This window comes from Rubrimonas sp. (genome assembly GCF_036788415.1).
In the GTDB taxonomy this organism is placed as follows: domain Bacteria; phylum Pseudomonadota; class Alphaproteobacteria; order Rhodobacterales; family Rhodobacteraceae; genus Rubrimonas.
In genome coordinates, this window is the sequence record NZ_DAIQNN010000035.1 from 20,086 (window position 1) to 32,058 (window position 11,973).

12 protein-coding genes are annotated in these 11,973 nt (G+C 72.6%); 7 read left to right on the forward strand and 5 right to left on the reverse strand.

Annotated elements, in window-relative coordinates:
- Window positions 1-42 precede the first annotated feature (42 nt).
- Genes V7Q31_RS10155 through V7Q31_RS10165 form a run of 3 tightly spaced genes read left to right on the forward strand, consistent with a single transcriptional unit; the run spans window position 43 to window position 2,713 of the window.
- Window positions 43-1,056 (forward strand): ABC transporter substrate-binding protein, encoded by a 1,014-nt coding sequence (locus V7Q31_RS10155; protein ID WP_333833677.1) that lies wholly within the window; start codon window positions 43-45, stop codon window positions 1,054-1,056.
- A gap of 45 nt (window positions 1,057-1,101) precedes the next feature.
- Complete coding sequence (locus V7Q31_RS10160) at window positions 1,102-1,869, forward strand: ABC transporter ATP-binding protein (RefSeq protein WP_333833678.1); 768 nt, start codon at window positions 1,102-1,104, stop codon at window positions 1,867-1,869.
- Complete coding sequence (locus tag V7Q31_RS10165; RefSeq protein WP_333833679.1) at window positions 1,862-2,713, forward strand: ABC transporter permease; 852 nt, start codon at window positions 1,862-1,864, stop codon at window positions 2,711-2,713. The genes V7Q31_RS10160 and V7Q31_RS10165 overlap by 8 nt, the downstream gene beginning before the upstream one ends.
- Before the next feature lie 155 nt (window positions 2,714-2,868).
- On the opposite strand, the gene V7Q31_RS10170 is transcribed toward V7Q31_RS10165, so the two are convergent.
- Window positions 2,869-4,197 (reverse strand): aspartate aminotransferase family protein, encoded by a 1,329-nt coding sequence (locus tag V7Q31_RS10170; protein WP_333833680.1) that lies wholly within the window; start codon window positions 4,195-4,197, stop codon window positions 2,869-2,871.
- A 134-nt stretch (window positions 4,198-4,331) separates the two neighbouring features.
- Here V7Q31_RS10170 and V7Q31_RS10175 point away from each other — a divergent pair, with 134 nt between their 5' ends.
- Together V7Q31_RS10175 and V7Q31_RS10180 are read left to right on the forward strand one after the other, a co-directional pair.
- The gene (locus V7Q31_RS10175) at window positions 4,332-5,033 is read left to right on the forward strand and encodes a Crp/Fnr family transcriptional regulator (protein ID WP_333833682.1); all 702 of its coding nucleotides are present in this window, start codon (window positions 4,332-4,334) and stop codon (window positions 5,031-5,033) included.
- A gap of 132 nt (window positions 5,034-5,165) precedes the next feature.
- Window positions 5,166-5,360 carry a YgaP family membrane protein gene (locus V7Q31_RS10180; protein WP_333833683.1) on the forward strand — a complete coding sequence of 65 codons (195 nt, stop codon included), beginning with the start codon at window positions 5,166-5,168 and terminating at the stop codon, window positions 5,358-5,360.
- Between the two features lie 12 nt (window positions 5,361-5,372).
- Here V7Q31_RS10180 and V7Q31_RS10185 read toward each other — a convergent pair whose 3' ends face one another.
- Window positions 5,373-7,028 (reverse strand): amino acid ABC transporter ATP-binding/permease protein, encoded by a 1,656-nt coding sequence (locus V7Q31_RS10185; protein ID WP_333833685.1) that lies wholly within the window; start codon window positions 7,026-7,028, stop codon window positions 5,373-5,375.
- Complete coding sequence (cydD, locus tag V7Q31_RS10190) at window positions 7,025-8,683, reverse strand: thiol reductant ABC exporter subunit CydD (RefSeq protein WP_333833687.1); 1,659 nt, start codon at window positions 8,681-8,683, stop codon at window positions 7,025-7,027. The genes V7Q31_RS10185 and cydD overlap by 4 nt, the downstream gene beginning before the upstream one ends.
- A 142-nt stretch (window positions 8,684-8,825) precedes the next feature.
- On the opposite strand from cydD, the gene V7Q31_RS10195 reads away from it, so the two are divergent.
- A complete protein-coding gene (locus V7Q31_RS10195; RefSeq protein WP_333833688.1) occupies window positions 8,826-10,178 on the forward strand; it encodes an NAD(P)/FAD-dependent oxidoreductase in 1,353 nt (450 codons plus the stop codon).
- A gap of 12 nt (window positions 10,179-10,190) precedes the next feature.
- Window positions 10,191-10,541 (forward strand): DUF5368 family protein, encoded by a 351-nt coding sequence (locus V7Q31_RS10200; protein WP_333833689.1) that lies wholly within the window; start codon window positions 10,191-10,193, stop codon window positions 10,539-10,541.
- Window positions 10,542-10,587: 46 nt separating this feature from the next.
- On the opposite strand, the gene V7Q31_RS10205 is transcribed toward V7Q31_RS10200, so the two are convergent.
- A complete protein-coding gene (locus tag V7Q31_RS10205) occupies window positions 10,588-11,556 on the reverse strand; it encodes an HpcH/HpaI aldolase/citrate lyase family protein (RefSeq protein WP_333833690.1) in 969 nt (322 codons plus the stop codon).
- 111 nt (window positions 11,557-11,667) lie between these two features.
- On the reverse strand, window positions 11,668-11,973 hold a 306-nt coding region (locus tag V7Q31_RS10210; protein ID WP_333833691.1), incomplete at its 5' end, for a hypothetical protein.

Sequence of the window (11,973 nt, forward strand, 5' to 3'; positions counted from 1 at the left end):
CAAGCGGCCCGGCGAACGGGCCGCGACAGGGGAGGACGACCGATGACCTCGATCACCCGCCGCCAGTCGCTGGCGCTGCTGGGCGGCGCGACCGCCGCCGCGGCTCTCGCGACGCCCGCGCTCGCCAGCCGCAAGACCGTGGTGGGCGCGTTGCGTCTGACGAGCCACGCCGGCAGCTTCGCGGCGCTCAAGCGCGGTTATTTCGCGGAAGCCGGGCTCGACGCGGAGCTGAAGTTCTTCGAGGCCGCGCAGCCGATGGCGCTCGCCATCGCGTCGGGCGACGTCGATTTCGGGATGACGGCGATCACCGGCGGGCTGATCTCGCTGGCCGACAAGGGCGCGGTCAAGGTGATCGGCGGGGCGCTGAGCGAGGAGAAGGGCATCGCCGGGCAGGTGATCCTCGCCTCCAACGCCGCTTTCGACGCGGGCCTCGACGCGCCGGGCAAGCTCGGCGGGCGCAGCTTCGGCAGCACGACGCCGGGCTCCTCCTTCCACTACATGGGCGCCAAGATCGCCGCCGCGGAAGGCGCGACGGTGGAGTTCCGCCACCTCCAGAAAGTGGGCGCGGTGATCGGCGCGCTGAAATCGGGCCAGATCGACGCGTGGTCGATCGTGCCGCATATCGGCCAGTCGCTGGCGGCCTCGGGCGGGGCGAAGATCATCGGACAGGTGGCGGATTATCTGCCGGGCTATCAGGTGACGACCCTGTTCACCTCGGCCAGGAACGCCGCCGAGGAACGCGCGCTGACGGAGGGCTTCGTCGCCGCCGTCTCTCGCGGGGTGGCGGACTACAACGCCGCGCTGGTCGAGCAGTCGGCGGGCGAGGCGGCGCGCGACGCGATGGTCGCTCTGATCCACGAGCACGTCTATTCCGATCGTCCGCTGGCGGAGGCCGCGCCGAGCATCCTCGCCGGCGCGATGCGGCTCAACGAGGGCGCGGCGCTCAACATGGCGTCGGTCGCCGACCAGCTCGACTGGTTCAAGGCGGAGGGCATGGCGCCGGCGTCGATCACTCTGGAGACGCTGGTCGATCCGAGCTTCGTCGCCGCGATCTAGAGGCCTCAGGGGCCGCGAAGGCCCCTTCCCCGCCGGGAGCGCGCGATGGAACTGTCCCTTGTCGGCGTCTCGCACCGCTATGGCGGCGTCGAGGTGCTGCGCGACCTGACGCTCGCGATCCCCTCGGGGCGGATCACCTGCATCGTGGGCCCCTCGGGCTGCGGCAAGTCCACGCTGCTGCGGCTGATGGGCGGGCTGGAGCGGGCGGACGCCGGCGCGATCCTCCAGATCGGCGCGCCGCCGCCCGGCTGCCTCAACGCGCTGACTTACGTGTTTCAGGATTTCGCGCTGCTGCCCTGGCGCAGCGTCGCCGGCAACGTCTCGCTCGCGCTCGAGGATCACCCTCTGCCGCCGGGACGGGCCGAGGCGGTCATCGCCGACGTCCTGGCGCGCACCCGGCTGAGCGAGTTCCGCGACGCCCTCCCCCGGCAGCTTTCGGGCGGGATGAAGCAGCGCGTCGCCATCGCGCGGGCGCTGGCGGTGGAGCCGGCGGTGATGCTGATGGACGAGCCGCTCTCCGCGCTCGACAGCCAGACGCGCGAGTTGCTGATGGACGATCTGGTCGAGCTGTGGGAGCGGGCGCCGTTCACGGCGGTCTATGTCACGCACAACCTCGCGGAAGCGGTGCGGCTCGGCCACCGGATCGTGGTGCTGTCGCGCAGGCCGGGGCGCATCCGCGAGATCGTCGAGGTCAACCGGCCGCTCTCGGGGCGGGCGCTGGCCGATCCGGCGATGGAGGCCTATCAGCGGCGGTTGTGGAGCCTGATGCGCGACGAGGCGCGGGCGGCGGATGCGGAGCTGGTCGATGGCTGACGTGGCGCTATCGCGCGAGGCGACCGAGGCGCCGGCCCGCGATGCCGCGGCTGGGGCGCCGGCCCGCCCTGTGCCCTTCCGGGGCGGCGGGTTCCGCCCGTCGGCCAAGCGCGGCGTCGGCGCGCTGGTGTTTCTGGCGCTGGTGGCGCTGGTGGAATGGGGCGCGCGGGCGGGGTGGATTTCGAACCTCACGCTTCCGCGCCCTTCGGACGTTCTGGCGACGCTCGGCGATCTTGTCGCCTCGGGGCTGCTCTGGGCGCATCTGCTCCCGTCGCTGTCGCGGCTCGCTGTGGGGGCCGCGCTTGGGGTGAGCGCGGGGGTGGCGACAGGGGTCGCGATCGGGCTGTTCTCCTACGTGCGGTCGGGGCTGTCGCCGCTGGTGGCGGCGTTGTTCCCGATCCCCAAGATCGCGCTGCTGCCGCTTTTCGTGATCTGGTTCGGCATCGACGAGGGCTCGAAATACGCGCTGATCGCCTTCGGGACGTTCACGCCGATGGTGGTGGCGACCTTCGGCGCGGTGGACAATGTGGACCGGACGCTGATCCGCATGGGCCAGAGCTTCGGGCTGTCCTGGTGGTCGATCGTGCGCAAGATCGTGCTGCCGGGCGCGATGCCGGGCATCCTCTCGGGGCTGCGGATCGGACTCGCCATCGGGATCATCCTGCTGGTCGCCGCCGAGATGCTCGGCGCGCAGCGGGGCGTGGGCGCATACATTCTGGAGGCGGGCGCGCTCTACGATCTGGAGCGGCTGTTCGCCGGCGTGACGATCCTGTCGCTGATGGGGTTGGCGGTCAGCGCGGGGATCGGCTGGCTGGAGCGGCGGCTGCTCGACTGGCGGGCGTGAGGGGGGGCGGCGGACGATCCCCGCTCGCCCCTTGGTCCATGCGGCCGGCACGGACCGCGCCCTGCCTGGGGGGAGGGCGCGGTCCTCAGCGCTCATGCCGACCGGCGCATCGCGGCCCCCGTCGGGACGCCGAAGAGCCTCGCCGCCCAGCCACCTCAGTCGAGCCCTTTCAGCACCTCTCCCAGCGCGCCGATCAACTCGTCGATCTCGGCCTTCGAGATGATCAGCGGCGGCGACAGCGCGATGATGTCGCCGGTGGTGCGGATCAGATAGCCCTTCTCGTAGGCCTTCAGGAAAGCGGAGAAGGCGCGCCTCGTGGGCTCGCCCGCAATGGGCGCAAGCTCGACCGCGCCGATCAGCCCGAGATTGCGGATGTCGACGACATGCGGCAGGCTGCGCAGGCTGTGCAGCGCGTCGGCCCAGTAGTCCTCGAGCTCCAGCGCGCGGGTGAGCAGCCCGTCCTCGGCGTAGGTCTCCAGCGTGCCGAGGGCTGCTGCGCAGGCGATGGGATTGCCGCTGTAGGTGTAGCCGTGGAAGAACTCGATCAGGTGTTCGGGGCCGGTCATGAAGGCGTCGTGGATCGCCTCCTTGACCAGAACCGCGCCCATCGGGATCACGCCGTTGGTGATGCCCTTGGCGCAGACGATCATGTCCGGCGTCACGCCGAAGCGCTGGGCGCCGAACGGCGCGCCGACGCGCCCGAAGCCGGTGATGACCTCGTCGAAGATCAGCAGGATGCCGTGGCGGTCGCAGATCGCGCGCAGCCGCTCCAGATAGCCTTTCGGCGGCAGCAGCACGCCGGTGGAGCCCGCCATCGGCTCGACGATCACGGCGGCGATGGTGGCGGGGTCGTGCAGCGCGCAGAGCCGCTCGAGATCGTCGGCGAGCTCCGCCCCGTGCTCGGGCTGGCCGACCGTGAAGGCGTTGCGGCTCAGGTCGTGCGTGTGGCGGATGTGGTCGACGCCGGTGAGCAGCGTCCCGAACATCTTTCGATTGCTCACGATGCCGCCGACCGAGATGCCGCCGAAATTCACCCCGTGATAGCCGCGCTCGCGCCCGATCAGCCGGAACCGCCCGCCCTCGCCGCGGGCGCGGTGATAGGCGAGCGCGGTCTTGAGCGCCGTCTCGACCGCTTCCGACCCGGAATTGGCGTACATGACATGCGTAAGCCCCTCCGGCGCCAGATCGGTCAGCCGGTTGGCGAGCTCGAAGGCGCCGGGATGGCCCATCTGGAAGGACGGCGCGTAGTCGAGTTCGGCGGCCTGACGCTGGATCGCCTGCACGATCTTCGGGCGGTTGTGGCCGGCGTTCACGCACCACAGCCCCGCCGTGCCGTCGAGCACCCGTCGCCCGTCGGTGGTCGCGTAATGCATGCGGTCGGCCGAGGCGAACATCCGCGGCGCCTTCTTGAACTGGCGGTTCGCGGTGAAGGGCATCCAGAAGGCGCGCAGATCGTTGGGGCTCGCGGCCCGGCGGTCGGACATGGGGGCGCTCCGTGGCGGGCGTGACGCTCGACGCTCGCAGCAGATCGGCGGCGGGTCAAGCGGGCGCGGTCTGGCGCGGTGCTGGCGCGCGTGACAGGATCGGGGGAAGACGCCCCGACGCCCGGACCCACAAGATGCGCCCGCCGACATCTCAGCGCAGAAGCCCCGCGTCGCCCGGCGCCGGCGTCGAGACCGCGCTCGCAACGGTCGCGCCCGGGTTTTCGCCCACGCTGCGCGCCCGGCTCGCCGCGAACGGGCGCCGGATCGCCGCGCCGGACGGGGCGCGCCTGTTCGGCCCCGGCGACAGCTGCGAGGGCTTCACCATCCCGCTGCGCGGCGCCGTGCGGGTCGAGCACATGAGCGAGAGCGGTCGGTCGGTCGTGCTCTACCGCGTCGGGCCGGGCGACAGCTGCGTGATGACCACCTCCTGCCTGCTGAGCGGCGCGCCCTACGCCGCCTATGGCTACGCCGAGGGCGACGTCTCGGCGCTGACGCTCGCGGCGGAGCAGTTCCGGGCGCTGGTCGAGGAGAGCCCCGAGTTCCGCGGCCTCGCGCTGAGCGTGTTCTCCAGCCGGATCGTCGAACTGGTCGAGGTGATCGACGAATTGCTGCTGCGGCGGGTCGACGTGAAGCTGGCAGGCTGGCTCGCGGCCCAGCCCTATCTGCAGGTGCGCGCGACGCATCAGGCGATCGCGGCGGAGCTGGGCACGGCGCGCGAAGTCGTCTCGCGCCTGCTGAAGGAGTTCGAGCGCCGCGGCTGGATCGCGCTCGGGCGCGGCGAGATCGCCTTGCGGGATCGCCCGGCGCTGGCGGCCTTCGCCGGGACGCGCGCGTGACTGCGACCGGCTGACGCATTTTGCGCGAAGAAGCCGGAATAAGGCGAGACCCGGTGTGAGCGGGTCACAGACTCGCCGCATGCGCCCCCATTATAGCGAGGTGGTCAACCATCGCTGAGGAGGAGCCTCGCCATGAATTTCGCCGTCAACATGGGCCAGACCGACCGGATCATCCGCATCGTCGTCGGCCTCGCGCTGATCGTCGCCGCCCTCACCGGTTATCTCGGAGCGTGGGCGTGGATCGGCATCGTTCTCGTCGCCACCGCGGCGATCGGCAACTGCCCCGCCTACAGCCTGCTCGGCATCAAGACCTGCAAGACCAGCTGAGCGGCGGCGCCGTCAGCCTGAGAGCGCCGCGCGCGCCAGCGCGACGACGCGGTCGGCGGCGGCGCGTTCTTCGGGGCGGTGGCTGGCGATCAGCGCCGCCGCCTCGGGCAGGGCGGCCCGCAAGCCGCTCAGGACTCGGCGGGCCGTCGCCGCGTCAAGGCCCTCGCAGGGCTCGTCGAGCAGCATCAGCGCGGGCCTGCGCAGGATGATCCGCGCCAGCGCCAGTCGCCGCTGCTCGCCGCCTGACAGACCGGCGCCGCCTTCGCCGAGCGGCGCGTCTAGCCCGCCCGCGCGCTCCGACGCGTCGCGCAGCGCGACGGCGTCGAGCGCGGCCCAAAGCGCGTCTTCGTCGGCCTGCGGGTCGGCGAGACGGAGGTTGTCGGCCAAAGTCCCGGAGAACAGTTCGGCGCGTTGGGGCAGGACGGCCAGCCGGGCGCGCAGCGCCGGCTCGGGCCAGAGCCCCGCGTCGCGCCCCCAGAGCAGGACGCGGCCCGCTTGCGGCGGCTCCATCGCGGCGGCGAGCCCCAGCAGCGTGGACTTGCCGCAGCCGCTCGGCCCGGTCAGCGCCACCCATTCGGCGGGCTCGACCCGCAGCGAGGCGCCGTCGAGCACCGGCGCAGCGCCGCCCGGCCGCCGCAGGACGACCGCCTCGATGGCCAGCGGCGCGCCCGCCGCGGCGACGGGCGAAGCCGGCGGCGCGGCGGGCGCCTCGGTCCGCAAGACCGGCGCCACCCGGCGCGCGGCGAGGAGCGTCCGCCCCAGATCGAGCGCGCCGCGGCGCAGCGGCGCGACCGTCTCGCCGAGCGCGAGCGCCGCGAACACCCCCACGGCGGTGATCGCGGCGCCGAGCCCGAGCGACGCGCCGAGCGCGAGCGCGCCCGCGGCGGCGCAGGCGACGGCGAGCTCCAGCCCCGCCCCGGTGGTCCGGTCGAGCCGGTCGAGCCGGCGCGCCGCGTTCGCGGCCATCGCGTCGGCGCGCAGCACGGCGCGCTCCTGATCCTCGAACCGCCCGGCCAGAGCCAGATCGACCGCCCCGCGCGAGAGGTCCACGATCCGCACCCGCAGCGCCTCGAGGGCGAGCGCGCGCAGCCGCGACGGGCGCCGCCCCCGCGCCGCCCCCGCCGCAGCGGCGGCGATCCCGGCGGCGAGCAGCACGCCGACGACCCAGAGCGCCACCGCCGGGGCGACGATCGCCCAGAGCAGCCACAGCGCGAGCGCCAGCGCCGCGAGGCCGGAGGCCGCGGGGGCGAAGAGGCGCAGATAGGCGGCGTCGAGCGCGTCGACATCCGCCGTCAGCCGGTTCAGCGCGGTCGCCCGCCGCAGTCGCCCGAGCGCCGCATAGGGCCGCGCGGCCAGCGCGCGGAACAGCCGCGTGCGCAGCGCCGCCAGAAAGCGCAGCGTCGCGTCATGGGTGGTCAGCCGCTCGCCATAGCGCGCCGCCGCCCGCGCCAGCGCCAGAAAGCGCACCCCGGCGGAGGGGCGGAAGAAGTCGAAGGTCAGCCCCGCCCCCGCCGCGCCCGCGACCCCGCTCGCCACGATGAACCAGCCCGACAGCCCCAGCAGCGCCGCGCCCGCGACCATCGTCGCGAGCGTCAGCGCCAGCCCGTACAGAAAGGCGGGGCGATGCGCGCGCCAGAACAGCCGCAGGATGGTCGCGAGATCCCTCATGCGGCGGCGCCAAGGCGGATTTCGAAATCCATCCGCGCGGCCAGCGCGGGGTCGTGCGTGGCCACGATCAGCGTCGCGCCGCCTTGAGCCAGCCGCAGCAGCCCCTCCGTCACGTCGCGCGCGGTGTCCGCATCCAGATCGGCGGTCGGCTCGTCGGCGAGGATCACGTCGCGCGCCGCGAAGGCCGCGCGCGCGACCGCGAGCCGTCGCGCCTCGCCGCCGGAGACCCCGTGTCCGGTCTCGCCGAGCCGCGCGTCGAGCCCGCCCTCCGCCCGGGCGGCGACGTCCGACGCGGCGGCCAGCGCCAGCGCGCGCGCCACGCCCGCCCGGTCAGCCGGGTCGCCCGCCAGCGCCACATTCGCCCGCAGCGAGCCCGCGACGAAATGCGGGCGCTGGCCGACCCAGGCCAGCCGCGCCCGCCATGCGTCGGCGGTCGCGTCGTCGAGCGGGCGGCCCGCGACTTCGATTTCGCCCGCGCGCGGCGCCTCCAACCCCGCGATCAGCGCCAGCAGAGTCGACTTGCCCGACCCGCTCGGCCCGGTGACAGCAACCCGCGCGCCCGGCGCGATCTCGGCGGAGACGGTCGCCGGCCCCGCGGCGAGGTCGCGCAGGACGATCCCGGGCGCCCCCGCCGCCGCCGGCGCGCGCCGGCCCTCGCCGAGCAGGCGGAGCGTCTCGGCGGTCAGCGCCGCGTCGACTTCCCCGGCGGCGGCGCGATGGGCGGCGCGGTCGTGCCAGACGGCGGCGAAGTCGCGCAAGGGCTCGAAGAAGGCCGGCGCCAGCATCAGGACGAACACGCCCTCTCCCAGCGCCAGCCCGCCCCAGGCGCCGAAGTTCAGGAGCCCCAGAAGGCTGAACCCGACATAGACCGCGACCAGCGCCACCCCGAGCGCGGAGAACAGCTCCAGCACCGCCGAGGACAGGAAGGCGATGCGCAGCACCGCCATGGTGCGGGCGCGCAAATCCTCGGCCTGATCGGCGAAGGCGTCGGCGACGCGGTCGGTCGCGTCCATCAGGCGGATGTCGACCACGCCGCGCAGCCGGTCGAGCAGCAACCCCGACAGCGCGCCGAGCGCGACCATCTGCCGCTCGGACGCCTCCTTCGCCGCCATTCCGACCAGCGCCATGAACATCGGGATCAACGGTCCCGCGATCAGCAGGATCAGCGCCGCGACCCAGGAGACCCAGGCGGTCGCGAGCAGTATCGCCAGCGGCAGAACGGCGGCGCGGGCGCGGGCGGGCTGGTAGCGGGCGAGCGCGGGAAGGGCGGCTTCCAGCTTGTCGGCGGCGAGCGCGGCCAGCCCGCCCGACAGCGCCCGCCCCGCATCGCGCGGCGCCGAGGTCGCCGCGCGCCGCGCGAGCGCCGCGCGGGCCTGCGACGCGACGTCGAGCGCCGCGTGAAAGCCCAGCCGCGACGCCTGCGAGCCCAGCCACGCGCGCAGCGCCGCCAGCGCGACGAAGCCGAGCGCGGCGGGCGCGGGGGCGAGCCCGGTCTCTCCCGCCATCTGCGCGAGCGCCGCTGCGATCAGCGCCGATTGCGCCAGCCAGATCAGCCCTGCGCCGACGGAAAGCGCGCTCGCGCGCCGCAGCGCCGGTGCCGCGGCCGCCTCGAATGCGCGCATCGGGGAGGCCGGCGGGGCCTTCTTGTCAGTCACGCGACATTTCTCCGCATGTGCCGCAGGGGCCTCCTCATTCCACAGTATGATCTAGGTCAATTCCCGGCGGGAATCCCGACGCTAAAAGCCGCACTTGGAAACCGGATTTACCGACGCGCCAGCGGGCGCAGGAGGCGACGCCATGAAGCATGAAGCGAGTGCCGACGACATCCTCAAGGCGGCGATCGGCCGTCGAGCGCTTCTGCGCGGCGGCGCGGCGCTGACGGCGCTCGGCGCGTTCGGTGCGGCGAGCCAGGCTGCGGTCGGCGGCGGCGACCCGGTCAGGAGCAGCGCGCGCATTGTGATCGCGGGCGCGGGCGCGGCGGGTCTCGCCTGCGCCAACCAGCTTTCGCGGCGGCTCGACGGCGCCAAGATCACGCTGATCGACGCGCGCGCGCGCCATCTCTACCAGCCCGGCTTCACGCTGATCGCCGCGGGGCTCAAGGACGCCGCCTATTCGATCTCGACCACCGCCGAATGGGTCCCGCAGGGCGTCGAGCTGATCGAGGCCTCGGTCGCCGAGTTCGATCCCGAAGGAAACAAGGTCGTCACCGACGCCGGCCAGAGCGTGCCCTATGACTTCCTGATCGTGGCGACCGGCCTCAAGCTCGACTGGGACGCAGTCGAGGGCTTCGACCTGAAGCTCGTCGGGACCGACGGGATCGGCGCGGTCTACGCCGGCCCCGAGGAGGCGGCGAAGACCTGGATCGCGCTGGACAAGTTCGCCGACCGCGGCGGCGTCGCGCTGTTCGGCCGGCCCGCCACCGAGATGAAATGCGCCGGCGCGCCGCTGAAATTCGCCTTCATCACCGACGACCATCTGCGCCGCCGCAACAACCGGACCAAGGCCGAGATCGTCTATGCGGCGCATTCCAAGATTCTGTTCTCGGTGCCGATCGTGGACGAGAAAGTGCGGATGCTGTTCGAGGATCGCGGCTTCGAGACGCGCCACAACCATGTCCTCAAGGCCATCGACCCGGCGAAGAAGATCGCCACTTACGCCACCCCCGAGGGCGACACGGAGATCGGCTACGACTTCACCAACGTGATCCCCCCGATGCGCGCGCCCGACGCCGTGCGCCTCAGCCCGCTCGCCTGGACCGAAGGCCCCTTCGCCGCCGACGGCTGGACCGAATCCGACATGCAGACGCTGCGCCACAAGCGCTTCGCCAACGTCTTCAGCGTCGGCGACGTGGCGGGCGTGCCGAAGGGCAAGACGGCGGCGAGCGCGAAATGGCAGGCGCCGGTCGTGGTCGAACACCTCGTCGCCGACATCGCCGGGACGACCTCGGACAAATCTTACAACGGCTACACCTCCTGCCCGCTGATCACGAAGATCGGCCGGGCGATGCTGGTGGAGTTCGACTACCGCAACAACCTCGTCCCCTCCTTCCCCGGGGTCATCGCGCCGCTCGAGGAGCTGTGGCTGACCTGGCTGATGAAGGAAGTGGCGCTCAAACCCACTTACCTCGCCATGGTGCGCGGCGAAGCCTGAGGAGACCGGACCATGGAGACGATGACAGTCGGCACGCTGATCGCGGTGTTCGAGGAGATGTTCGGCGCCGGCCTGTTCTGGGGGCTCGTCGCGGCGGCGGCGGCGGCGCTCGCGCTGTTCCTGTTCGTGGCGATCCGCGACGGCGGCATTCTGGGGCGGCGCTTCGCGCGGGCCGAGCTTCTGGCCCCGGTCGGCGGCCTCGCGGCGGTGATCTTCGTCTGGGTGATGACGAGTTCGGGCCTGTCCGACATGGGCGGGCCGGTGGACCTGCTCACGGTGCTCGGCATCTTCTTCGCCGGGGCCGCAGGGGCCGTTATGATCAGCTACATCGCGCTCGGGCTGATGCGCGGCGAGCGCCGCTGACACGCGGCGCCGGCGGATCTCAACGGTCCGCCGGCGCGCCCGCCGCTCATCCGGCGATGAGTTCGGCCTGCTTGACGATCACCTGCGCCTGCCGGATCGAGGCCAGATCGACCAGCCTGCCCTTGTAGACCGCAGCGCCCTGCCCCGACTGCTCCGCCGCCGCCATCGCGGCGAGGATCTCGCGCGCCTCGGCGACTTTCGCCTCGGACGGCGTGAACACCTCGTTGGCGAGCGCGACCTGCTTGGGGTGGATCGCCCATTTGCCGACGCAACCCAGAGTCGCCGACCGCCGCGCCTGGGCGCGGAACCCCTCCTCGTCGGAGAAGTCGCCGAACGGCCCGTCGACCGGCAGCAGCCCATGCGTCCGGCACGCCGCCACGATCGCCACCACCGGATAATGCCACGGATCGGGATGCGAGACCGCGCGCGGCGCCGCGCCGCCGGCGAGCATGTAATACTCGTCCTGCGTGCCGCCGATGCCGGTGGTCTGCATCCCCATCGAGGCCGCGTAATCGGCGGCGCCGAGGCTGAGAGCGGTCATCCTGGGGCTCGCGGCGGCGATCTCCTCGACATGGGCGAGGCCGGCGGCGGTCTCGATCAGCGCCTCGAACATCAGTTTCTTCTTCTTCCCCATCGCGGCCTCTACGGAGGAGACGAGCGCGTCGACCGCGTAGATGTCGCCGGCGCAGCCGGCCTTGGGGATCATGATCAAGTCGAGCCGCTCGCCCGCCTGTTCGAGCAGATCGACCACGTCGCGATACCAGAACGGGCTGTCGAGCCCGTTGATCCGCACGCTGAGGGTCTTGGTCCCCCAGTCGATCTCGGAGATGGCGCGCACGATGTTGGCGCGCGCGGCGGGCTTGTCGGCGGGCGACACCGAATCCTCGAGGTCGAGATTGATCACGTCGGCGGCGGAGGCCGCCATCTTGGCGAAGAGCTCCGGGCGCGAGCCCGGTCCGAAGAGCTGACACCGATTCGGTCGCGCAGGGGCGGCGGGCTGGACCTTGAAGCTCATCGGAGCGTCCTTTCGGGAAACATCGTTGCGCGCCCCTCTTATGCTGCGCCCGCGAGAGGGTCAATTCGGACCAAGGAAGCGGGCGCCCCGTGTCAGGGCCGCCCGCTCCGCTCAGTAGCGATATGCGCCTTTCGGCGGCCCGCTCAGGAGCGGCACGCGCAGCCAGCAGTCGAGCAGGACCAGCGCCGCCATCGCCCCGAGCGCCCCGTTCATCAGCGCCCCGCCGCCGATGATCATCCACGCCGCGCTCTCCGTGACGCGCCCGGCGATCCAGCCGCCGGTGTCGAGCCAGAGCCCGGCGAAGCCCGCGAGCGGAATCGCCGCCTTCCAAAGGCCGGCGAGATCGGTGAAGGCGAGCAGCACGCCGAGCGCGAGCAGCGCCGTCCCGATGCCGAACAGATGGAAATGCAGCCCCTT

Bases quoted from the DNA above. Each gene is read 5' to 3' on its own strand.
- V7Q31_RS10170 (WP_333833680.1), bottom strand. From the start codon at position 4,197: ATGTCCGACCGCCGGGCCGCGAGCCCCAACGATCTGCGCGCCTTCTGG.
- V7Q31_RS10175 (WP_333833682.1), top strand. From the start codon at position 4,332: ATGCGCCCGCCGACATCTCAGCGCAGAAGCCCCGCGTCGCCCGGCGCC.
- V7Q31_RS10165 (WP_333833679.1), top strand. From the start codon at position 1,862: ATGGCTGACGTGGCGCTATCGCGCGAGGCGACCGAGGCGCCGGCCCGC.
- V7Q31_RS10180 (WP_333833683.1), top strand. From the start codon at position 5,166: ATGAATTTCGCCGTCAACATGGGCCAGACCGACCGGATCATCCGCATC.
- V7Q31_RS10200 (WP_333833689.1), top strand. From the start codon at position 10,191: ATGGAGACGATGACAGTCGGCACGCTGATCGCGGTGTTCGAGGAGATG.
- V7Q31_RS10205 (WP_333833690.1), bottom strand. From the start codon at position 11,556: ATGAGCTTCAAGGTCCAGCCCGCCGCCCCTGCGCGACCGAATCGGTGT.
- V7Q31_RS10160 (WP_333833678.1), top strand. From the start codon at position 1,102: ATGGAACTGTCCCTTGTCGGCGTCTCGCACCGCTATGGCGGCGTCGAG.
- V7Q31_RS10155 (WP_333833677.1), top strand. From the start codon at position 43: ATGACCTCGATCACCCGCCGCCAGTCGCTGGCGCTGCTGGGCGGCGCG.
- V7Q31_RS10185 (WP_333833685.1), bottom strand. From the start codon at position 7,028: ATGAGGGATCTCGCGACCATCCTGCGGCTGTTCTGGCGCGCGCATCGC.
- V7Q31_RS10195 (WP_333833688.1), top strand. From the start codon at position 8,826: ATGAAGCATGAAGCGAGTGCCGACGACATCCTCAAGGCGGCGATCGGC.